Below are 22,687 nucleotides of genomic sequence, written 5' to 3'. Positions count from 1 at the left end.
GCAGCCAAAGACTGCAGAAAAATTTGCGGCACAAAGAAGCCCCCATGCCGGCAAGGATCCCATTTTGTCGATGAGACCTTGGGCAAATGCCGGCGCTGCCGCCGGCAAAAGCAAGCCAGGGCAGGAATTGCGCCCAAAGTGTATCTATTCGAATCTTCCTGCGCGCCGCGGCATGGTACTTGCATTTCCTGAAGGGCCGTCGTCATGCCAACCATGTCATTCAGGAGATGAAATGAGTTCAATGTACCTGAGCGTCAACACGCATCAGTCCCAGACACTTTCACCTCGCTTGCAGCGTGCCGTTCAACTGCTGCAGATGTCTTCCCTGGACTTTGCCGCAATGGTGCGCAGCAAGGTGGGAGAAAATCCTTTCCTGGAGGAAGAGGACCTCGAAGCCAATGCAGGAGAGCCGGCCGCCGCGGATGCGCCTGCCCAGGACAGTGAATTCACCAGGGAAGACTCTTTTGCCAGCGACCGCGACATCTGGCTGGCCGATGGCTCGACAGGACGACGCCTCAAGGACAGCGAGGACTCCTCTGCCATGGACCTCACGGCATCGGACACCACGCTGGCCATGCATTTGCGCACACAGGTGAATGTCATGCCCTTGTCTTCACGGGATCTGTATCTGGCCCAGGCCATCATCGAATCCCTGGACGATGACGGATATCTGCGCACCAGCCTGGAAGAGCTTGCTCAGCTCCTTCCCCTCACGCCGCCCCCCCCTGATCGAAGAGCTCACCATCGCACTGCGCCTGGTGCAGTCTCTGGATCCGGCCGGCGTGGGAGCTCGCGACGTGCGTGAATGCCTGATGCTCCAATGCTCGCGCATCGAAGACACATTCCTGCGCCGGATTGCCAAGAACATCATCGAGCATCATCTGGACAAGCTGGCCGCGCGAGACGTGGGAAAGCTCAGCAAGGCGCTGGAACAGCCGGCTGCGCACATCGAAGCCGCCATCGCGTGCATACGGCGGCTCAATCCCCGTCCCGGCTGGTCGGTCGGCACATCCCGTACCGACTACATCGTTCCGGATGTCATCGTCCGCCGCAGCCAGGGCAGCTGGGATGTGCAGCTCAACCCCGCCGTGATACCGCGGGTACGCATGAACAAGGTCTACGAGGAGCTTTTCCAGAGGCATCGGCGCAAGGAACATGCCGAGCTGGCAGGCCATCTTCAGGACGCCCGCTGGACTTTGCGCAATGTCGCCCAGCGTTTCTCGACCATTCTGGATGTGGCCCAGGCCATCGTGCGCAAGCAGCACCTGTTCCTGGAGTTCGGCGCCATGGCGATGAAGCCTTTGCTTCTGCGGGAGATTGCAGATGAAATCGGGGTGCACGAATCCACGGTCTCCCGGGTCACCAACAACAAATACATGGCCACGCCACTGGGCGTCTTCGAGCTGAAATACTTCTTCTCGCGTCCCATGCTGAGCGCAAGCGGCAAGGCCTGCTCGGCCACCGCCATCCGTGAACTGATCAGCGACATCATCGCTGCGGAATCCCCCGCCCAGCCCCTGTCCGATGGAAAGATCACCGATCAGCTGGCCATGCAGGGACTCGTGGTCGCCCGGCGCACCGTTACCAAATACCGCCAGCTGCTCCAGATTGCCCCGGTCGAAAAGCGTCGCCGCTACTTCTAGAAAATGACAATGCCGCCAGCGGATGGGCCGCTGGCGGCATTCATTGCTTGCGGCCGGGCCGCACGGTCAACTACGCAGCATCAATGGCTGCCCTTGGAGCCGGTAGAACCGGTAGAGCCAGTAGTGCTGTCATGGCCGCTGGCGGACGATCCGGAAGCCGTCCCCGATGTGGAGCCGGACGTCCCGCTCGTTGAAGAGCCCGATGTCGAGCCCGACGCGGAACCGGAAGGCTTGCTGTTGTTGGTACGCTGATTGCGCCACTGCGAGAACTCATCCGAGAACTTCTTGTAGCGGTCATTGCGCCAGGAGCGGTAATCCTCATCCAGCGCCCGCACCTGCTCGTCACGCCACTGGCTGTAGTCAGGGTCGAAATGCTCATGATGCCCGCCCGAACGGCCTTGATGCCATCCCTGGCCCTGGCCGCCGCCTTCCCAGCCTTGCGAGCCGCCGCCCTGCTGGTTGCCGCCGTAGCCACCGCCATAGCCGCCATAACCGCTGGAGCCATATTGGCCCTGCGAGCCCTGGCGGCCCTGCCATTGCGACGAGCCTCCCCCATACTGGCCTTGCTGGCCGCCGTAGCGACCCTGGCTGCCGTAGCCACCACCATAGCCGCCGCCTTGATAGCCGGACCCGTATTCGTTGCCGCCCATGCCCGATTCGTAGCCGCCGCCGGTATAGCCGCCCTGCTGGCCACCATAGCCGCCACCTTGATAGCCGCCGTAGCCTCCGCCATAGCCGCCTTGGTGGCCGCCATAGCCTCCGCCGTAGCCGCCCTGGTGGCCGCCGTAGCCTCCACCACCTTGCTGGCTGCCGTAGTAGCCGCCGCCTTGCTGGCTTTGCTGCCCGCCCTGGTAGCCGCCCTGATAGTCTTGCTGGCCACCTTGGTAACCTTGCTGGCCTCCCTGGTAGCCGCCCTGATACCCGCCTTGCTGGCCGCCCCGGTATTCGCTTTCACCGCGCCAGTCGCCAGAGTTGCCTCCAGAGGAGCTCCGGTTGCCCTCGCGCCCCTGAAAACCTTCACCCATGTCCTGCTGTGCATGGCGAGCTGTGCCTTGACGACCGTGCTCTTCGTGTTGTGCCATTACTGGATCCTTTCATAAGCGTTGCGATACCAGACTCCGGAAAATGAAGCCTGCCCTGAGGGTTGGCAAACGCCATGCCTGCGCACGGGTACGGGACTTGGCTGCGGCAGCGCCTGCTTGTAAACCGTTCTGCAATCCTTGCAGCGCTCCCGCCGAGCCAACGCACCACATGCCCCTTGGCACACAGGAGGCGCACTGACGCCGGGCGCTAACGCGATTTGCGCAGCAGCTTTTCCCTGTGTTGGGCATCCAGGCCCGGCGTATTGCGCAGATCGGTGTCCACCTGCCCGGATTTGAGATCCTGTGCGGCTTGCTCCATGGCAGGATCCGGCTGTCGGCTGGTCGCATCCGTGCTCTCGTCACGCTCGTTCGGCAATCTCAGCTGCGGCTGTGCAGGACCTGCTTCGCCTGGCGCATGCGGGGCCTGGCCCACATGGACCCTGGGCTTCAATGGGGCTCCCGGAATTTTTCGGGTTGGGCGTTTCTTCATTTCTGTTCTCCTTGCTCATTCGTCTGCACAGCTGCCTGTCCACCCCGTCGCGCCAAGGCGGCAACGCCGGCAATCACCTCGGAAGGGGAGGCAGTTTTGGAAAGATGGGATTGAAAGCCCGACATCAGCACGATCAAACCTTCATTGGGCTGCGATGAATTTGTCAGGGCAATGGCGGACATTCTTCTTGCCAGCGCTATGCCTTTTGCCTCTTCCATGTCGCGGATCCGCGCCATCACCTGGCGTCCGTCCTCCTTGCCAGGCGAACTGTCGCAGATCAGCACCGCAGGCCATTGCTGCAACGGCCGCGCTTCAAGCCAGTCCAGCACCTGCTGCCCCGAGGAAAAACTGTAGGTGCGGGCGCCCTCGGCGTGCAATACGGATTCGAAGAAGGCTCTTACGGCCTCGCTGTCGTCCACGATCAGCACCTCCACCCCGCCCAGGCCGGCGGACTCGGGTTGCCCTGGCAGCAGCGCAGCGCCGCCTGCGGCCGCGGCCCGGGTCTCGCGCAGGGGCAAATCCACCGAAAAGCGCATTCCCTGCACCGAGGTAGGCAGCTTGATCGTCAGCTTGCCGCCCTGGCGCTCTATGGACGAGCGCAGCACCAGCGGATCGAACTTGGAAGAAACAGGCTCCTGCACGGAGGAGTCCGATGGCGATAGATGACGCCCATCCGTCAACGACAGCTGTGCGCGTTCGCCCGCGCGCTCCAGCCGCAGCTCGATGCGGCCTCCCGCGGGTGTCGCGTCGATCGCGTGCATGCAGATGTCCCAGATGGCCTGCGACAGTACCGAAGGGTCGCCGCTGATGCGCAAGGGCTCCGGATGGATATGGGTATAAAGCTGGATCGACTTGGCCTCCAGCGCACTGCCCAGGCCGTCGACCACACTGGCCAGCAGCACGCCCAGATTGAGCGGCTGCCGCACCAGCTTTCTTTCGAGCCGATCGAACTCCTGCTTCTGAAGCTGCAGGTCCCAGAGCTGCGCATACAGGCCGCGCCGTGAAAGCAGCTCCTCGTGTCCCCCCTGCTCCACGATGCGGCCTTTGTCGAGCACCAGGATATGGTCGGCATCCACAATCGTGGAGAGCCGGTGCGCGATCACCAGCGTGGTGCGGTGGGCTGCCAGCCTGTCCAGCTGCGTCTGAATGGCTTTCTCCGAACGGGTATCCAGCGCCGAAGTGGCCTCGTCGAGGATCATGATCGGCGCGTTCTTGAGGAACGCGCGCGCAATGGCAATGCGCTGTTTCTCTCCCCCCGACAGCTTCAGGCCGCGCTCCCCCACCAGGGTATCGAAATGCTGGGGCAGGGAGGCAATGAGCTCGTCGATCTGCGCGGCCCTTGCCGCTTCGATGATTTCGACCATGGAAGCTCCGGGCCGGCCATAGGCGATGTTGTACGCCACGCTTTCATTGAACAGCGTACTGTCCTGGGGAACCACGCCCACCGCAGCGCGCAGGCTCTCAAGCGTCACCATGCTGATGTCGCAGTCGTCGATGAGTACCCGCCCGCGCTGCGGGTCATAGGTGCGCAGCAGCAGGCGCGCCAAAGTGGATTTGCCCGAACCGCTGCCGCCCACCACCGCGACTGTCTGGCCGGGCCCGATCCGGAAACTGACGTCCCACAGCACCTGGCGCCCGGGCTCGTAGGAAAAATCGACATGCTCGAAGATCACTTCGCCGCGTGTGACGGTCAGCGGAGTGGCGCGCGCACTTTCCTCGATTTCGGGACGCAGGGCCAGCATCTGCCGCAGCTTTTCGGCGTTGGTCAGCGCATCGCGGGCCTCGCGGAACAGAAAGCCCAGGGCATTGAGCGGCAGGCAGATCTGGATCACATAGGTATTGAGCAATACCAGATCGCCCACGGTGATGCGGCCATGTATTGCCTCCAGGCCGGCAAAAAGCATGATGGCCCCCACGCCGAAAGCGATGATGGCCCCCTGGCCCAGATGCAGCGCCGACAGTGCCTTCTGGTTTTCCACGCTTTGCTCCACCCAGGCGTTGCGGGCCTTCTGGTAGCGCTGCACTTCCTGCGGGCCGCGTGCGTTGTTGCGCACGGCTTCCTGGTTGACCAGGCTGTCGAGCAGCAGGCCGTTGGAGCGTGAATCAAGCTCGTTGACACGGCGCTGGAACAGGACTCTGCGCCGTGTCATCACCGTGGTGTAGCTGGCATAGACGATGAAGGTGAGAAAGATGATGGCGGTGAACCAGAGGCTGTAGCCGGCCGCCATGATGGCCATCACGGACACAATCTCCACCAGCGTGGGCAGCAGCGTGAACAGCAGCGCGCCCAGCAGAAAGCCCACTCCGGCCGTGCCCCGGTCCATGTCGCGGATCATCGCGCCGGTATGCATCTGCAGGTGAAAGCGCGGCCCCATCCGGTGCATGTGCGCCAGCGCGCGCTGCGCGAAATCGGCCACCGTGACCAGGGTGACACGGGCATAGCACAGGTCGCGCAGCTCGGTAAACAGCGTGCTCAGGAAACGCAGCAGCGCATACCCGACCAGCAGAAAAACCGGCAGCATGATGATGTGGGCCCCGTTGGGCGCCAGCGGCGATGTTCCGGTATTCAGTTCGGACGCCAGGCTGCCAGGGGAACTGAAAAGATCGACAATCCGCTTGAATACGAGGGGCACGCAGACCGCTGCCACCTTGGCCAGCACCAGCAGCACCAGGGCTGCGAGGGTGCGCCGCCGATAGCGCCACGTGGCGCGCCACAGCTCCATAAGAATGCCAGGGGCAGCTCCCGCATCCGCTTTTTCGGTGTTCTTCAACTCAGGCATGCTGTACTCCGTTGGCGGAGAACGCCTCTTCCAGGGCACTGCTGAGTTCGCTGGTCAGCAGCTCCCTGGCGATGGCCTCGGGCCGGAACCAGAATGCAAACTCGAACTGCCGCGACGTCCCGCCCACGGAGCGCAGCAATATCTGCGGCGCCGGCGCGGCAAGCACCATCGCGTGGCTGCGCGCCACCTGCATCAGCAATTGCTCCAGCAGTGCGGGATCCGTATCTGCGGCCAGCGTCGCGGCGATGCGCAGGCGCACCGGCTCCTCGAGATAGGCGGAGTTGATGACGTTTTCCACGATGAAACGCTGGTTGGGAACCAGCACGGCCACGTTGTCCGCCGTGACCAGCGTCGTGCGCCGGGCCGAGATCTCGCGCACCACGCCTGCGATGGAGCCCACCTCGATGTGGTCGCCCACCTTGATGGGCCTCTCGAGCATGACGATCAGGCCGCTGATGAAGTTGCTGAAGATGTTCTGCAGGCCGAACCCCACCCCCACGCCGACCGCACCGGCCACCACCCCCAAGGCCGACAGGTTGATGCCCACGTTCTGCAGGATCAGCACCATGCCCAGAACCAGCACTAGATAACGCAGCACGGAAGCGATTGCGATGCGCGTTCCATGGTCGACGTGGAAGCGGCTCAGCACCCGTCTGACCAGCCAGCGCCTCAATGCCCCGGCAAACCAGAACAGCAGGCTCATGAGCAGCACCAGCTTGAGGAGAGAGCCTACGGTGATTGCCAAGTCGCCCACCTTCAACAGCACCACATCGAGCGCAGCAAACAGCCAGCCCTCATGTGAAGTCAGATTCTCGAAGCTCATGGGTCGCCGGGCGGCAATTGCTGTACCCACAACGTCGTGCTGCGCCGGGAACGGTTCTTGCTCCCGATTTCCTGGTAGCAACCAACCTTCGACACAATGGACACTCTCAAAGACAAGACGGTGCTGGTCACCGGCGCAGGCAGCGGTCTTGGCGCCGCCATTTCGCGCAAGCTCGTGCATGCCCAGGCCCGGGTGGTTCTTGCGGACATCGATGCAGGCAAGGTCGCACATATCGCCAGCACGATCGATCCCTCGGGACTATCGACAATGGCCCTGAATTTCGATGTGGGCCAGCAGTCCAGCATCGCCGATGCCTTGGCGGCCGTGCGCGAACGCTGGGGCGGCCTCGACGTGCTCATCAACAATGCCGGCACAGACCATACCGCCTCCATCGATGAGATAGACAGCCAGGAATGGACGCGTGTCGTCCAGACCAATCTTTTCGGCCCCTTTTTGCTGAGCAAAGCCGCGCTGCCCATGCTGCGGGAGTCCGACATGGGCCGCGGAGGCCACATCGTCAACGTTGCTTCGACGGCTGCGTTGCGCGCCTGGCCCAATGCAAGCGCCTACCACGCCAGCAAATGGGGCCTGCGCGGACTCAGCGAAGCAATGCATGTGGAACTGCGAGCCAGCGGCATCCGCGTCTCCACCCTGTTTGCCGGCGGCATGCGCACCCCCTTTCTGCTCGAGCGCTTTCCCGACCTGAATCCGGATGTGCTGCAGGATCCAGACAATGTGGCCAGCACCGTGCTGTTCCTGCTGGGCATGCCAAGAGGGACGGTCATCGCCGAAGTCATGGTTTTGCCTGACCAGGAGACATCATGGCCATGAAACCGGAATGGGCCCATGCCAAGAACATATTGGCTGTGCGGCTCGACAGCATGGGCGATGTGCTCATGACTTCACCGGCACTCGCTGCCGTGCGCCACAGCGCACCGGACATGCGACTCACGCTGCTCACTTCAGGTGCGGGCGCCGAAGTCGCCTCCATGATCGATGCGGTGGACGAGACGCTCGTCTACGCGGCCCCATGGGTGGGGCCCGCATCGGCAGCCGGCTCGGCCCGATCGGACCTCAATCTCATGGCCGAGCTGGCTGCGCGCCGCTTTGATGCGGCCATCATCTTCACGGTCTGTACGCAAAGTGCGCTGCCTGCCGCGTTGCTCTGCAGGCTTGCCGGTATTCCCTTGAGACTGGCCCATTCCCGCGAAAACCCCTACGCGCTCTTGACGGACTGGGCCCCTGAGCAGGACACCTGCATAGCCACTGCACGGCATGAGGTGCAAAGGCAGCTCGACCTGGTCCACCATGTCGGCTACGAAACGGTCGACGAGCATCTGCGCCTGCGCTACGACGGCAACGACGTGCAGCAAATGCAGCAGGCTCTTGCCGCGGCGGGCGGCTCTCCCGATCGGCCCTACATCGTCATTCATCCCGGCGCCAGCGCCGCGTCGCGCCGTTATCCCGCCGACCGTTATGGCGTCGTGGCCCAGGCGCTGCAGGCGCATGGCGGCTACCAAGTGGTATTTACCGGTTCGGACGAAGAAGCAGAGCTTGTGGCACAGGCCGCATCCCGCATGGAGCGGCCCCCCATCAATCTGGCTGGCCGCCTGAGCCTGGGAGGATTGGCCGCCTTGATCGCCGGAGCCCGCGCCCTGCTTTGCAACAACACCGGACCCGCCCATCTGGCTGCAGCGCTGGGCACGCCAGTGGTGGTGCTCTACGCCCTGACGAATCCGCAGCACACGCCGTGGCGCGTGCCTTCGCGCGTGCTCAGCCACGATGTGCCATGCAGGAACTGCCTTAAAAGCAAATGCCCGCAAATCCATCATGACTGTCTGGAACGCATTGCACCCGAAACAGTCTTGGACGCCGTTCATGCGTTGCTGGCCGAGACGGAGTCATCCGTCCAGAAAAGAGCAGTGCCGCAGGCATGGACCCGCACGGGCCATTGGCGAAAGCCGTCGCTGGCACCGTGTGCCCGCCCCCTTGCTTTCTGAAAACGGCCATGTACACGACAAAAATATGCCACCGCAACGAGCTGGTTTCCCGAGCGGCCATCCTTGCCCGTCCCGTGGTCTTCACCAATGGCGTGTTTGATCTCCTGCACCGGGGCCATGTGGAATGCCTGGAAGCGGCACGGCGCCTGGGCGCTTCGCTGATCGTGGGCATCAACAGCGACCGCTCCGTCAAGACGCTGGGCAAGGGACCCGGACGCCCTCTCAACTGCGCCGACGACCGGATGGCGGTCATTGCCGCGCTGCAATGCGTCTCGCTGGCCGTTGTCTTCGAGGAACCCACGCCCATGGCGCTGCTTGCCGATCTCAAACCCAACATCTATGCCAAAGGAGGCGACTACAACATTTGCACGCTGCGCGAGGCAGAACTCATGCAGCAATGGGGCGGCCGCACCGTCATTCTGGACTATGTGAAAGGACGCTCGACAACCCACCTGATCGAGCGGGCCCATCAGATCCACACCATGGAGAGAGCGCTATGAAAGCATTGAAAAAATCCCAAGTGGTACGTATTGCCGATCATGTCGGCCGAGAAGGACCCTACCCCAGCGCTCTGCGGGAACACATCGCCCTGTTCGACGATCTGGCCGCCATCAGGCCCGAGGTGGAGGATGCGGCTGCCGTCATCGTGCGCAGCCTGGCAGACGGAAAAAAACTCATGCTCTGCGGCAATGGCGGCTCTGCCGCCGACAGCCAGCATCTGGCCGCCGAGCTGACCGGCCGTTTTGTCAAGGACCGCCGTCCGCTGGCGGCCATGGCCTTGACCACGGACAGCTCCGCCCTGACCTGCATTGCCAATGACTATGACTTCGACGAAGTGTTTTCCCGGCAGTTGGCGGGCCTCGGGCGCCCGGGCGATTGCCTGCTGGCGATCTCCACCTCGGGCAATTCCAGCAATGTGATACGGGCCGTGGAAACCGCCCGCCGCATGCGCATTGCGACCGTGGCCTTGACGGGCCGCGGCGGCGGGCGCCTTCGCGACCTCTGCGACACGGCCATTGTCGTTCCCTCGGCCATTACCGCCAGAATCCAGGAAGCCCACATCTTCGTCGGCCATGTCCTGTGTGCCCTGGTGGAACAAGGCCTGGCACGGGCCGGCCTGCTCCACGCGGAGCAGCCGGCCTCCTGAGCCAGGGGCTCATATCGCCCCGACGCTGCCTGTGACGGGCAGCACAATGCCCGTCACATAGCCTGACATCACGCCAGATGCCAGAAAAACGTATGCGGGCGACAGCTCCTCTGGCTGGGCCGCCCGCCCCATGTCGGTGTTTTTGCCGAACTTGGCCACTTTTTCTGCTGGAGAATCCGCGGGATTCAAAGGGGTCCAGACCGGCCCCGGCGCAACGGCATTGACCCGGATGCCCCGCTCCAGCAGGTTTTGCGCCAGTGATTTGGTGAATGCATGCACTGCGCCCTTGGTGGCTGCATAGTCCAGCAGCTGGGCACTGCCCTGCAGCCCGACGACGGAGCCGGTGTTGATGATGGCGGCTCCACGCTCCAGGTGTGCAATCGCGGCCTTTGCCATATGGAAATAGCCGCCGATGTTCGTCTGCAGCGTCTCCTGCAAGCGCTCGTCGGTGATGTCTTCGAGCGACTTCGCATGCTCCTGGAAAGCCGCGTTGTTCACCAGCACATCAAGATGGCCGAACTTCTCCAGGGTCTTCTGCACTGCCTGCTTGCAAAATCCTTCGTCCTTGACGTCGCCACGGATCAACAGGCAACTGCGCCCTTCGCGCTCCACGCAGCGGCATGTCTCTTGCGCATCTTCGTCGGAACTCAGATAGACAATGGCCACATCGGCACCCTCGCGCGCATACAGCACGGCTACCGCCCGGCCGATCCCCGAATCGCCACCGGTGATCAGTGCCACCTTGTCCTGCAGTTTCTGGCTTCCCAGATAATCGGGGGCCATGAAGCGGGGCGCCAGATCGAGTTCGGCCTCGCTGCCCGGTTTGTCGATATGCTGTGCGGGCATGTCCTGCGGCTGCTCGCGCGCGCCGGCCTGCACGGCGTGCTTGCCCTTGTCTTGGGAGCCGCCCTGGGAACTCGCTGCGGACTGCTTGTCCAGCCTGTCCTGCTCCTGCTGTATCTCGCGCTGTTTCGCAACGGTGTCCTGGCGTGCGCCAGAGGTTTTCTGCTCTTGGTTCATGCTGCTTCCTTCATGGTTTCGAGAGCGAGGACCGGCAATCCCCGCTCCCGCCAGCAGCATGGACAGCTAGTTTCCGTGCGGCGTGCTCTTGCGCTGCTTTGCCACCTGGTCCGCACTGACGGCTGCGGACGCATTGCCCCAGCTCGAACGCACAAAGCTGGCCAGATCCGCCACCTGGGCATCATTCAGGCGCCAGCCGAATGCGGGCATGGTGAAAGTCGAAGGCCGCGTGGCCGTGGCCGGCACTTGGTGGCCGTTGAGAATGATGGCCACCAGGTTGTGCGGGTCTGCGGAAAGCACGGCGCTGTTGCCGGCCAGGGCCGGAAAGACTTCCTGGTAACCCCGTCCGTCGGTGCGATGGCACGCGGCGCAGCTGTCCACGTACAACGCCGCGCCGCGCTGGCTGTCGTTGCCCTTCCATAGCGCCTCGGCCGTAGCCGTGTTGTAGGTGTAAGTGCTAGCAGCGCCATCCGCAGGAAGGGCCTTGAGGTAGGCCGCAATGGCGTGCAGATCCCCGTCAGTCATGTGCTGCGTGCTGTGGCTGACTACGTCGGCCATGCCGCCGAACACGGCGCTGTGCCGGTTGCGGCCGGTCTTGAGCAGGGCCACGATGTCCTCATCGCTCCAGCGCACCAGCCCGTCGCTGCCGCCCGTGCGCAGGCTTTTCGCGACCCAGCCGTCCATGGTGGCCCCCCCCGCCAGAAACTGTGCATCGGCTGCAGCAAGGCCTTTTTCCTGCATGGTGAAGGCCCGCGGCGTATGGCAGGCGCCGCAGTGCCCCAGCCCTTCAACCAGATAGGCTCCACGAGCTTTCACATCGGCCTCCGGAGTGCCTTGCGCTGCAATGGCGGGAGCCTGTTTCAGCTGTACCTTGTCCGCGTCGGGTGCAAACATGCCGCGCCAGACGGCCAGCGGCCAGCGCATGGACAAAGGCCAAGGAATGTCGTTGCCCGGCACCGCGTGCTCCACTGGCGACAGGCTCTGGAAGTAGGCGAACAGGTCCTTCATGTCCTGCTCGCTCACACGTGCATACGAGGGATAGGGCATGGCCGGATACAGGCTGCCCTTGCCTTTGGCCACGCCATGGCGCACCGCCCGGTCGAAATCCTCGAAGCTGTAGCCCCCGATGCCGGTCCTGGCGTCGGGCGTGATGTTGGAGCTGTAGATGGTGCCTAAGGGCGAGGACATGGGCAGCCCTCCCGCGAATGGCTGGCCACCCGGTGCCGTATGGCAGGCCACGCAATCGCCTGCACGGGCCAGATATGCGCCGCGGCTCACGGCATCGGCACCGGGAGCCGGCGCTCCGGCAGGCAGCGCATGGGGTTGTGCAGTCACCATGGGCTGCGGATCGCGCCCCATGCCGTTGGCAATATGCGCGAGCGGCGCGGCAGAGCTTTTTGGCGCATCGCCTTTCTGGCCATGGGCCAGGCCAACGGCGCCCGCCAGCAGCACCATGCCGGCAAGCAGCGTAACAGGCAGGACGGAGTTCTTGCGGCTTGTCTTCATTGCGTGCTCCTCATGCCTTGATCAAGGCGCCTGGGCTCTTGAGGTACTGCTCGCGGATTGCCCGCGCCGACCAGTAGGCCAGCGCAGCGACCAGGCCCGTGGGGTTGTACCCCAGCCCCTGCGGAAAGGCCGACGCGCCAAGAACAAAGACGTTGTGCACATCCCAGGATTGCAGGTAGCGGTTCACGACACTGGTCGCCGGGTCGGTGCCCATGATGGCCCCGCCGTTCAGGTGCGTGGTCTGATAGCTGTTGGTATCGAAGCGCGTGCCCTCCTTCTTGCCGTACACGCCCATGGCCTTGCCCCCCATGGCCTTGGCGAGCAGCCCCAATTTTTCCTGCATGAAGAGGTTCATCTTGATGTCGTTGGGCTGCCAGTCGAAGGTCATGCGCAGCAGCGGGTTGCCGTAGGCATCCTTGTAGGTAGGATCCAGGCTCAGGTAGTTGGCGCGGTAGCTCTGGTGGGCGCCGTGCGAATCCATGGACACATGGTGGGCGTAATACTGGGCCGTGGCGGCTTTCCAGGCGCTGCCCCAGCCCGGCGTGCCTGGCGGCGTGACGGAGGCGGCAATGGGCTTGGTGCCGGCCTGGTTGACCCAGAATGGCGAGCCGCCCACAAACCCGTGCGGCCCATGGTCGAAGTTGTCGGCGTTGAAGTCATCCACCGCAACACCGTTGCCGCCCGCTCCCACGAAGGTATTCGTATAGTGCTGGCCCTTGTCGAAGAAGACCTTGATGGTCGCCATGTTCTGGAACGCGAAGTTGCGCCCCACCACACCGGTGTTGCTCACCGGGTCATAAGGCTTGCCGATGCCCGACAGCAGCAGCATGCGCACATTGTTGAACTGGAAGCTGCACACGGCCACGATATCGGCAGGCTGGAACACTTCCTGGCCCGAGGCATCCATATAGGTCACGCCCGTGGCGGTCTTGCCGTCTTCGGCCAGGTTGATGCGCGTGGCCTGGCACAGCGTGCGCAGCTCGAAACGCGGATCCATGCGCAGCGCGGGCAGGATGTTCACGTTCGGCGAAGCCTTGGAATACATGTAGCAGGCGTAGCCGCTGCAAAAACCGCAGAAATTGCAGGGGCCCATCTGCGCGCCGTAGGGGTTGGTGTAGGGCCCGGAAGTGTTGGCCGACGGCATGTTGTACGGATGGTAGCCAACGGACTCGGCCGCCTTGGCAAACAACATGGCGGAGACCGTGTTCTTTTGCGCGGGCAGCGGAAAATCGCTGGAGCGATCCGGAGCGAAAGGATTGCCGCCTTTGCCCTCGCCGACCTTCTGCCCCTTGACCGTCCAGGCGGTGCCCGAGGTGCCGAACACCTTTTCGGCAAAATCGAAATACGGCTCCAGTTCCTCGTAGCTCACCCCGAAATCCTGGATGGTCATGCCTTCCGGAATGAAGTTCCTGCCGTAGCGCTCCTCGTAATGGCTGCGCAGGCGCAACTCCACCGGATCCACCCGGAAATGCACGCCCGACCAGTGCAGTCCTGCCCCGCCCACGCCCGTGCCGGGCAGGAAGGCGCCCAGTTGCCGATTGGGTAGGGCCACGTCGTTTACGGTATGGCGGATGGTGACGGTTTCCTTGGAGACATCGACGAACAGTTTCTTGCGCGAGTTGTAGGTCAGCTCGTCCATGGTCTGGGGGTAAACACCGTCGGGATCGGTATCCCGCGCCGGACCGCGTTCCAGCGCGACCACATTGAGGCCGGCCTCGGTCAGTTCCTTGGACATGATGGCGCCCGTCCAGCCAAAGCCGATGACCACCACGTCGGTCTTCTTCATTGTCTTTGCCATCTCTTCTCACCCTCGCTGGCCATGGATAGACACCGGCGGGAACGGATACTTCTCGTCACGCTCCACCCAGTCCATGAAATCGGCACGTGCGCCAGGAAAGCCTATGAGCTTCCAGCCGACCATGCCCTTGTTGCCGCCATGCAGCGGGTCGCTGAAGAATCCTTCGCGTGTATTCGTCCAGAGCATCGAAAAAAAAGGTCTTGGAAGGCAGGCCCTCGAAATCCTCGATACCGTGCTCCATGGCGGCCAGCGCCTTGTCCTGGTCGGTAGCGGAGAGTTCGGCAAACTTCTTGCCGAGGTTCTTTTCGCTCCACCGGTCGGCCGCGGCGATGCCCAGCCGGTAGACCTCCCGGGGACTGAGCTTGAGCTGGTAGCCGAGCTCGGGTAACGCATTGGGGTCGAACGGTCCCTGCATGTACCAGAGGCTGCCGGCCGCGTACGCGGTGCCCATCTGGCGGTCGATGAATTCCGGAACACCTGCTTCGAGCGCGCCCGGGCCGAGGTCGTCCTGGGGTATGAGCCGTGCCACGGCCGACTGCAGAAACCGATATTCATCGGCACTGAAGAAACTGGGCCGGTAGCGTGCAGCATCCGCCATGGCCATATCCACGGCAGGCCCTGGCACTGGAGGCAGATGGTTATGCTCTGTATTGGCCAGCGTGGCAGCTCCGCCTGCTGCTGCAAGCGCCGTGACTGGAATGATGGGCAAGGATTTCCGGAAGAAAGCACGCCGTGCCGGGTTCTGCGCAGTGTCGTCTTGGGCCATGGACCTTCCTTTTCACCTTCAAATGCATCTCGGAGCATCTCGCAGCCAATTCCTGCTCGCCAGCTGTATCGCTGGCAAAGAAAAGCCGGCCTGAAGTGATATCCAGGCCAGCGCTTGACGGCGTTCAATCACTATGCGAGCAAAGATAGCTTAAAGAAACGAAAGCCGTCAAACTCTTTGACTTAAGAGTCATTAACGACGTTTTCCATTTCCAGGACTGTTCCCGGGCAGCTGGCGTGCCATTTCAAGATGATGACGCAAGGTTGGCAAGGTCTTGGCAACGAAGTCCTTGACTTCATCATCTTTCACATTGTCCATCGCCTTCTGGAAGAGCTCCAATGTTTCCCTATGGGCTGTAATTCCCATGTTTTCACTGTAGAGATGATCAAAATTCGAGCCCTCTGCAGAACCCAGCAACTTGATCTTGGCCTTTTGCAGCACGGAGGGCCCTTCCGGTAAATCAACCCCCTTGGCTGCAGCCAGCCGATTCAGCTCTTCTGCAGTTTTTCCATGGTCTTCTATCATTTGCTGAGCAAATGTCTTGATCCGGTTATCCGAGGATTTCTGTACGGCAAGCCGGCTACTTTCTATCTCTGCATGATTGTTTTCCGCAGCCTGCTTGAGGAATGCCACATCCTTGTGAGCAAGCTTCTGCTGGGTTGCAACGGCCCCGTTTTCACTTCCTGTCTGCGGACGGGTTGTCTCGGTCCTTTGACCCGTTGTTCCATCGATGACGGCGGGCTGCGCAGCGGCTGGAAAGCCCAGCAACAATGCCATGCATAGAACTGGTGTAGCTATTGCGGTCTTGTACTCCGCCTTTTCTTTCATCTTGAATAGATCAGAGCGCATTTCATGCTCCCATGAGTTTAAAAAACCTGTCAGGCAATCGGCATTCCTGATTCAGATCTTCTTATTCCATCGACCATAAAAATTCTTGTTCGCCGGAGAAGCAACATCCACATATTCCTCTCTGCACCATGTCGTTCAGGATGACTGGCATGAATATTGCCGCAATGGTGCGGCATACATGGACCCAAACGTGCACAGTCACCAGCAAACATGAAAGATGTCGAGGCGCATCATGGAAAGAAATATTTCCTCCAAAAGCAAGACTGCCAAGCATGGCGTCATCATTGCAGACCAAGAGAGAAAGTCTGCACCAGAGCAAAGACAAAGGGAAATTACCAACCAGCCGAAAGGCCGGCCGATCGCTGCTGAACTACCCAAACCTCGGACAAGCAAATAAAAATTATTCAGTTTCTAAAGAATGTAGGAAATTCTTGCAGAAATTTTTCCATTCCACAGAAATATTACTGTGCCATGATCAAAAAAAAGCCATGTTCATGGAGCAGGACACGCACCCAAAGACCATGCCTGCGTAAATTTCCGAAAAACAAAAAATACGATAAAAGAGAAAACAGCCAGCATAGACAGTTCTTCTTTTTCTTATTGTTTCTGCTGGTTTTCATACTCTTCATTTTTCAAAAGTCAATATATTAAAAAATATTGATTATTCCAATAAATTTACTGAACCCATGAAAAAAACTCATGAACCTTTGAAAATGAAACTTTCATAACAGCAATTCATCAATGGCTGCGCATCATTTTTGCTTGACGCGTAGACGCCCACCCCGGTCCCTTTTCATCTTTCTGAAGCCATCTGCCTAGTGCAATTCGGCTTCCGGACTTCTTCCGCTGGGCAGATGGTTCGCTGTCACAAGTGATGTCTATGGCAAGGCCTGTCTTTCCAATATGACTGAAGCAAGGCTCCACTGCTATATCGGCGAAGCCGCCATGGCAACGATGCAGGGCAATCCCAGCCAGGCATCAGCGGCAATGCCATCCGTCAAGAAGTTCAAAGCCTGACGCTCTCTCGACAGTGTTCTTCGCTTGCAATGGATTTCCAGAAATTCAATGAAAAGTGATGGGTAGGTCCATCACCATCTGCGAAAGCCAAGCTGCTTCCAGCCGACATTTCCGGACTGCAGCAATGCGGAAACCGTTGGCATGATTTCTTCATAGAGCTTCTCTTCTCAAACCATGGAAGCAACTATCTACCTAACACTACGCCATCGTAGGACTGCGTCCTCAGCCATTTGCCATGTTGGCCGGCAAACATTGTCCAATTTTTCGATTTCACAAGGAAAGAGGTATTTGGGACCATTGATTGGTGCCGCGTGGAAGTAGCCACTTGCACATATCACTCACACAGGCAGCCCCATCAGGAGCAGACAATGAGCAAAATCCATTGGACAAAGCGAAAGTTCTTCTATGCAGCAGTTTTCGGCGCCACGCTTGCACTTGCCGCTTGCGGCGGCGGCAATGACGACGATCCCGAGCCTTCCGGCAATATCGGGATTCTCAGCATCTCCAATGCCACTGACACCACCCTGAACGGCTGGTATGGAAGCGGCAACGTGGGACTGACTGGCGTCAAAGACACCGGCGACGGAAAAGTCGGCCCCGATGAATGTGCATTCAACTTCGACAACTTCAGCAAGCTTGTGGGTGATAGAACCCTGGCCATGAGCGGCGACATACGCTATGCCTACTCCAACGGCAGCAGCACCCCTCCACTGAATGGCGATCACATCAAGATCCGGGACACCACCTTCAACTTTGTCAAGGACGGTGGCAACCTGGGCAAGGCCAAGGTCAACCTGACGACCGGCACCATCACTTTCAGCAACCTCCTGGCAAAGGACGGCAGCAACAACTCCGTCGAACTTTCGGGAACCATCAATCTGCCTGATGAGAAGAGCCGCGATGACGCATGCAACAAGACGGCCAAGTGAATAGCCGTACATGAGCCTCGAGCCCAGCCGACGCTGGGCTTTTTGCGACGTTCATGAAAACCGCAAGGCCAAGCCACGGCATCCACCACTTCTGATGTATGGAGCGTCCGTGGAGAGAATGTGGGCGGTGAACAGAGAGGAGGCTTCTCCATCAGACAGAGCTCAGCTTCTGAAGGCAAGGCGCCAAGGTGCTTCAGCGCCATGCATAGCAGGAATTCAATGCACGGAAGAATCCTGGCTTTGCGGGATGGAGAGTTGAAGCAGGATTCTCTCAAGTGCTTCCGCCTTCACCGGCTTCACCAGATGGTGCTGGAAGCCCGCCTCGCTGAAGCTCTGATGCAACTGGCTTTGCGCCCACCCTGTGACAGCAATGAGTGCCGTCCGGTCGAACTTCGGATCGGAGCGCAGCACTTCTGCAACTTCAAAGCCGTTCATGCCAGGCAATCCTATATCCAGCAGGACCACATCCGGAATCCAGGTCTGCGCCAGTTCAATGGCTCCAAGTCCATCATGTGCTGTCTGGGTGTCCGCGCCAAATTCGTCGAGCAGCATGGCCAGAATTTCAGCGGCATCGCGGTTGTCATCGACAATGAGCACGCGTCTGATCCGTGATGGTGTGCCGTCGCTTGCCTGCGAGTTCTCATTCACTGGTATGGCGGAAAGCTCGTACAGGGGCAGCCGGATCAGGAACTGGCTGCCTTGCCCCACTCCAGCACTGCGCGCTTCGATGCTGCCGCCATGCAGTTCCACCAAGGTTCTGGCCAGCGTGAGCCCCACTCCCAGACCGCCCTTGCCAAGGTGATCCGGCAGCTCCACCTGTGTGAACATCTCGAAAATCCCGGCCAGCTGATCGCTTGGAATACCGATGCCGCTATCGCTGATGCACAGGATGGCATGATCCGGTTCCACGTGCGCCGTCACCACAATCGCGCCCGCGTCAGGCGTGTACTTGGCTGCATTGTTCAGTAGATTGACGATGACCTGGGTAAGGCGGACAGCATCCGCATAGAGCACAATGCCTTCTTGCGGCATTTTCAGGATGAGCTGGTGCCCACGGGACTCGATCAGGTTGCGGCTGGCCTCAACGGCATGCCGGACAATCTGCGTGGCATCCACCACTTCCTTGTGCAACTGGATCTTTCCCACCGTGATGCGCGATATATCCAGCAAGTCGTCGACGAGCCGCGCCATATGGTTGACCTGCCGCTCCAGCACCACATGGCTAAGCCTTAACTTGTCGGCATCTCCATCGGCCAGACGCAACAGTTCCAGGCCGTTCATGATCGGAGCCAGCGGATTGCGCAGCTCGTGCGCGAGCACGGCAAGGAATTCATTCTTGCGGCGATCCGCATTGCGCAACTCCTGCTCCGCCTGCTTGAGCTGATGTATGTCCTGGATGATCGAACAGGCACCCACCACATTGCCGCTGTCGTCAATCAAGGGAGCCGCACTCATGCGCACCCATTGCTCCTTGTCCGGCTCCGGGTGATGGAGCATCTCCATGCCAGGCAGGACCATTTCGCCGCGCAGCGCGCGCCGGCCAGGCCAGTTTTCCCGAGGAACGGCAATACCATGTGCATCCCAGCTGGACCAGTGGTGCTCGGCATCCGGCAAGGTAGAGGGCATGACGCCTGGAGCAAAGCGCTCCATCAGTGTATTGGTCAGCACCCATCTTCCATCGAGATCGGAGACGCCGACTCCGGCAGGCAGCTGCTCGATGATGGCTCTCAGTCGCCTTTCATTGGCACGGAGTGCGGCATTGGTCTGCTCGCGCAGGCTGGCCAGGCGCAATTGCGCTTTCACTCGGGCAAGAAGCTCGCGCGACGAAAACGGTTTGATCAGATAGTCATCCGCCCCTGAATGTATGCCTTCAATCTGAGCCTCTTCTCCGGCACGCGCTGAAAGCAGGAGCACGGGCACATTCCGGGTCAGCGCATTGTTGCGCAGGGCCTGCAGCAGGCCGAAGCCATCGAGGCCGGGCATCATGACATCGGCAATCACCAATTGGGGCGGACGCTGTCGTATCAATTCAAGGGCCTGCAACCCGTCCGATACTGCTTCCACTTCGTAGAACGCAGCGAGCAGGTCTTGCAGGTATTCACGCATGTCGGCGTTGTCATCTGCACAGACAATACGGGCACGTGCATCGCGGGACAGCTGGGCATCGCCTCTTCCGGGCGCACTGCCCGCCTTGCCTGCGGGCAATGCCGATGGCAGCCAGCGCAATGCCTCCTGCAGATAGTGCTGTCCCTTCAAGGTAGTTGGCGACAGCATGGGCACCGTGCGGATGCACTCGCCGGGCAGATGCTGGCATCCCTTGCGAAGCCTGACAGTGAAGGTGCTGCCCTGGGCCAGCTGGCTGTGTACCTGCAGGCTGCCGGCATGCAGACGCACAAGCTCCTGCACCAAAGCCAAGCCGATGCCGGTACCTTCGTGCGTACGCGCAGCCTGGCCTTCGATGCGATAAAAGCGCTCGAAGACACGAGGCAGGTTTTCATCCGCAATACCACAGCCTGTGTCGCTGACCCGAAGCTCCACATGCTCGCCAGCATCCTCCAGAACCACCTCGATACAGCCTTGCAGCGTGAACTTGAAGGCGTTGGAGATCAGGTTCAGCACGATCTTCTCGTACATGTCCCGGTCCACATACAGGAGCTCGGGCAGCGATTCACACCGTACATACAGCTGCAGCCCGGCATCTTCAATGGCCGACCGGAAGACTCCGGCAAGCTCCTCGGTCAGCACCTTCAGATCCACGGGTTCGAAGCTTGCTTCCAAACGCTGCGCTTCGACACGAGAGAAATCGAGCAAGGTATTGACAAGCTTTTGCAAGCGCAGGGCATTGCGGTGAAGCAATACCGTTTGTCCAGGCTGCAGTTCGCCGCCGGGCGCATGAATGGCATCTTCCAGCGGCCCCAGCATGAGCGTGAGCGGCGTACGGAATTCGTGGCTGACATTGGAAAAGAACACGGTTTTCGCCCGGTCCAGCTCCGCCATTGCCTGCACCCGCCAAACCTGCCGTAGCTGCGCTGCGGAATGGCTGGCAACCAGGTCGAGGAATGCGCAATAGCCAGCATCCAGCGGGCGGCGCGGACTGACCCCCAGCACCATGAAGCCGTTGATCTTTCCGTCATCGGCCCAGTTGAGCGGCACTACGCGCGCCCAGCTCGCACATTCGGGCCAGGGCGCGCCCGGCAACTGCTGCCCCATCAGGAGCAAGTCCACATTGACGGCCTGCTGGCTGTCTATGGCCTGCTTGAACGGCCAGGCGGCCATGCCCGTCGCCTGCCACGGCTCCAAACCGGCAGCTGCCTGTAGCTCATAGTCCTCCTTTTCCACGCAGCAACGGTATATGAGCACAAAAGGCACGTCATGCCGGCTCTCGGCGAGCACATCGCATATCTTTTCGCAGGCTTGCTGCACACCGCGCGCTTCGGTAGACCGAAGGCCGAGCCGACGCAAAGTTTCCAGCCGCCGGGCACCAAGGATTTTTTCGGTAGTCTCGGTACAGGGACAGAACACCCCTTCAACGGTTATGCCGTCGGTGGACAGAATCGGACCGTAGGTGAAAGTGACATACACCTCCTCGCGCGGGAGCGCTCGGTCGAAGAAGTACTGTTCATCCTGCGACCAGGTCGCTTCGCCGGTGCGGTAAACGCTTTCCAGCATGGGGCCGATGCCACCCCAGATCTCACTCCAGCACTGCGCTCCCGGCTGACCCAATGCAGCAGGATGCTTGGTGGTCCCCAGAAAAGGTATGTAGGCATCGTTGTAGAGCACCCGCATATCGGGACCCCACCAGATGAGAATGGGAAAACGCGAGCTCAGACACAGGCTTAACGAAGTCCGCAGATTTTCAGGCCATTGCTCCGGCTTTCCCAGCGACGTTGCTCTCCAATCAAATGCCCTGATGCGCTGTGCCATTTCGCCACGCTCGGGCAAAAAACCGAATCCAGCTTCAGGGTGCAAAAAATTCTCCCGTTGATGCATCACACTCAGGCCACGCTGTCAGATATGCAGGTTGCGCAGGCATCGAGTGTTAGCTGGTCCGGGCAGAACTGCAAGCTGCAATATGCCCTGTCAGCCTGTCGGCGCGGACATACAGGATTGCCAAGCGCCTTGCCCATTCCCTCGCACCGTATGCGATGGCAAAGACATACGCGTACCAACGTTCATGCGCTCGTGTCGGACATGGAAAACACGCTGCCGGCACGCAACGCAATTGCAACTTGCGATGACGCCCTCAATGCAAGAAGCGGCGCTGCAAGCAATCTCCTTTACTCCACCAGAGCTTGTAAGGCCACGCCTTCCCCTGGGGACAAGTGTTACGTCTCCTCTCCTACAGCGCCATCCGGTGATTCTTGAGACTCTTGGAAACGTCGCGGAAAGGCACAAAGCCATTCTCTTTCTTCACGGCACCGGTTGATAGAAGAGTTGGGATACTGCCTTCATCTCTCCAATACGAACCACAGGAGGTACTCATGCTGAAATGGGCGATCATCTTTGCAGTCATCTCACTCATTGCCGGCCTGTTCGGCTTTACCGGCATTGCAAGTGGCGCGGCCGGTGTTGCCAAGGTCCTGTTCGGCATCTTCATCATCATTGCCATCGTCTTTGTGGTGCTGGCAGTGCTGGGAATTGGCGCCGTTTCATAGACGTTTGCAGGAATGACCGCAGAAAGGAGGCCTTGGCCTCCTTTTTATTGCTGTCGCTTTCTCATCGCTCAGCCGAACAGGGCGGTACCGCCCGCGAAAAGGCCTTCGCTGAAAGGCTTTCGGCATCAGAAGGGTGACTGGGCCCGTTTCGCGCTGCAGCGCGCCTTGCAGACATTTCCGGA

General features: G+C 60.6%; 15 protein-coding genes and 2 pseudogenes. 8 read left to right on the top strand and 9 right to left on the bottom strand.

What is annotated here, in order from left to right:
* Positions 1-232 precede the first annotated feature (232 nt).
* Positions 233-1,643: pseudogene (gene rpoN / locus V8Z74_RS26275) on the top strand (RNA polymerase factor sigma-54).
* Between the two features lie 80 nt (positions 1,644-1,723).
* Here rpoN and V8Z74_RS15405 read toward each other — a convergent pair.
* From V8Z74_RS15405 to V8Z74_RS15395, 3 genes are all read right to left on the bottom strand, one after another.
* Positions 1,724-2,725 carry a hypothetical protein gene (locus V8Z74_RS15405; RefSeq protein WP_349710006.1) on the bottom strand — a complete coding sequence of 334 codons (1,002 nt, stop codon included), beginning with the start codon at positions 2,723-2,725 and terminating at the stop codon, positions 1,724-1,726.
* Between the two features lie 486 nt (positions 2,726-3,211).
* The gene (locus V8Z74_RS15400) at positions 3,212-5,995 is read right to left on the bottom strand and encodes an ATP-binding cassette domain-containing protein (RefSeq protein ID WP_349710005.1); all 2,784 of its coding nucleotides are present in this window, start codon (positions 5,993-5,995) and stop codon (positions 3,212-3,214) included.
* Positions 5,988-6,818 (bottom strand): mechanosensitive ion channel family protein, encoded by an 831-nt coding sequence (locus V8Z74_RS15395; protein WP_066479020.1) that lies wholly within the window; start codon positions 6,816-6,818, stop codon positions 5,988-5,990. Before V8Z74_RS15395 ends, V8Z74_RS15400 begins: the two co-directional genes overlap by 8 nt.
* Before the next feature lie 96 nt (positions 6,819-6,914).
* Here V8Z74_RS15395 and V8Z74_RS15390 point away from each other — a divergent pair, with 96 nt between their 5' ends.
* From V8Z74_RS15390 to V8Z74_RS15375, 4 genes are read left to right on the top strand one after another with little or no spacing between them, the layout of a single operon-like run.
* On the top strand, positions 6,915-7,649 hold the full coding sequence (locus tag V8Z74_RS15390; protein ID WP_349710002.1) for an SDR family oxidoreductase: 735 nt from the start codon (positions 6,915-6,917) through the stop codon (positions 7,647-7,649).
* The gene (gene waaF, locus V8Z74_RS15385; RefSeq protein ID WP_349710001.1) at positions 7,640-8,818 is read left to right on the top strand and encodes a lipopolysaccharide heptosyltransferase II; all 1,179 of its coding nucleotides are present in this window, start codon (positions 7,640-7,642) and stop codon (positions 8,816-8,818) included. Before V8Z74_RS15390 ends, waaF begins: the two co-directional genes overlap by 10 nt.
* Before the next feature lie 8 nt (positions 8,819-8,826).
* Complete coding sequence (locus tag V8Z74_RS15380) at positions 8,827-9,318, top strand: adenylyltransferase/cytidyltransferase family protein (protein ID WP_349709998.1); 492 nt, start codon at positions 8,827-8,829, stop codon at positions 9,316-9,318.
* Positions 9,315-9,965 (top strand): D-sedoheptulose-7-phosphate isomerase, encoded by a 651-nt coding sequence (locus V8Z74_RS15375; protein WP_349709997.1) that lies wholly within the window; start codon positions 9,315-9,317, stop codon positions 9,963-9,965. The genes V8Z74_RS15380 and V8Z74_RS15375 overlap by 4 nt, the downstream gene beginning before the upstream one ends.
* A 9-nt stretch (positions 9,966-9,974) precedes the next feature.
* Here the strand turns inward: V8Z74_RS15375 and V8Z74_RS15370 are convergent, their stop codons facing one another.
* From V8Z74_RS15370 to V8Z74_RS15350, 5 genes and pseudogenes are all read right to left on the bottom strand, one after another.
* Positions 9,975-10,985, bottom strand: coding sequence for an SDR family oxidoreductase (locus V8Z74_RS15370; protein ID WP_349710083.1), 1,011 nt, complete (start codon positions 10,983-10,985; stop codon positions 9,975-9,977).
* 66 nt (positions 10,986-11,051) lie between these two features.
* A complete protein-coding gene (locus V8Z74_RS15365; protein WP_349709996.1) occupies positions 11,052-12,491 on the bottom strand; it encodes a cytochrome c in 1,440 nt (479 codons plus the stop codon).
* Between the two features lie 10 nt (positions 12,492-12,501).
* Entirely contained in the window at positions 12,502-14,289 is a 1,788-nt protein-coding gene (locus tag V8Z74_RS15360) for a GMC family oxidoreductase (protein WP_349709995.1), read from the bottom strand.
* A gap of 6 nt (positions 14,290-14,295) precedes the next feature.
* Positions 14,296-15,055: pseudogene (locus V8Z74_RS15355) on the bottom strand (gluconate 2-dehydrogenase subunit 3 family protein).
* 192 nt (positions 15,056-15,247) lie between these two features.
* Positions 15,248-15,904: a DUF4142 domain-containing protein gene (locus V8Z74_RS15350; protein ID WP_349709994.1), complete on the bottom strand. Its 657-nt coding sequence runs from the start codon at positions 15,902-15,904 to the stop codon at positions 15,248-15,250.
* 149 nt (positions 15,905-16,053) lie between these two features.
* Between V8Z74_RS15350 and V8Z74_RS15345 the strand changes: the two genes are divergently transcribed.
* Together V8Z74_RS15345 and V8Z74_RS15340 are read left to right on the top strand one after the other, a co-directional pair.
* Positions 16,054-16,437, top strand: coding sequence for a hypothetical protein (locus tag V8Z74_RS15345; protein WP_349709992.1), 384 nt, complete (start codon positions 16,054-16,056; stop codon positions 16,435-16,437).
* 852 nt (positions 16,438-17,289) lie between these two features.
* Positions 17,290-17,850 carry a hypothetical protein gene (locus V8Z74_RS15340; protein WP_349709991.1) on the top strand — a complete coding sequence of 187 codons (561 nt, stop codon included), beginning with the start codon at positions 17,290-17,292 and terminating at the stop codon, positions 17,848-17,850.
* A gap of 216 nt (positions 17,851-18,066) precedes the next feature.
* Here V8Z74_RS15340 and V8Z74_RS15335 read toward each other — a convergent pair whose 3' ends face one another.
* A complete protein-coding gene (locus V8Z74_RS15335) occupies positions 18,067-21,840 on the bottom strand; it encodes an ATP-binding protein (RefSeq protein WP_349709988.1) in 3,774 nt (1,257 codons plus the stop codon).
* Between the two features lie 491 nt (positions 21,841-22,331).
* On the opposite strand from V8Z74_RS15335, the gene V8Z74_RS15330 reads away from it, so the two are divergent.
* Positions 22,332-22,505: a DUF1328 domain-containing protein gene (locus V8Z74_RS15330; protein ID WP_083526671.1), complete on the top strand. Its 174-nt coding sequence runs from the start codon at positions 22,332-22,334 to the stop codon at positions 22,503-22,505.
* The last annotated feature ends 182 nt before the right edge of the window (positions 22,506-22,687 follow it).

The sequence above is a fragment of the Comamonas sp. w2-DMI genome (assembly GCF_040187735.1).
In the GTDB taxonomy this organism is placed as follows: domain Bacteria; phylum Pseudomonadota; class Gammaproteobacteria; order Burkholderiales; family Burkholderiaceae_C; genus Comamonas; species Comamonas terrae.
This window is presented reverse-complemented; position numbering and strand designations above follow the sequence as displayed.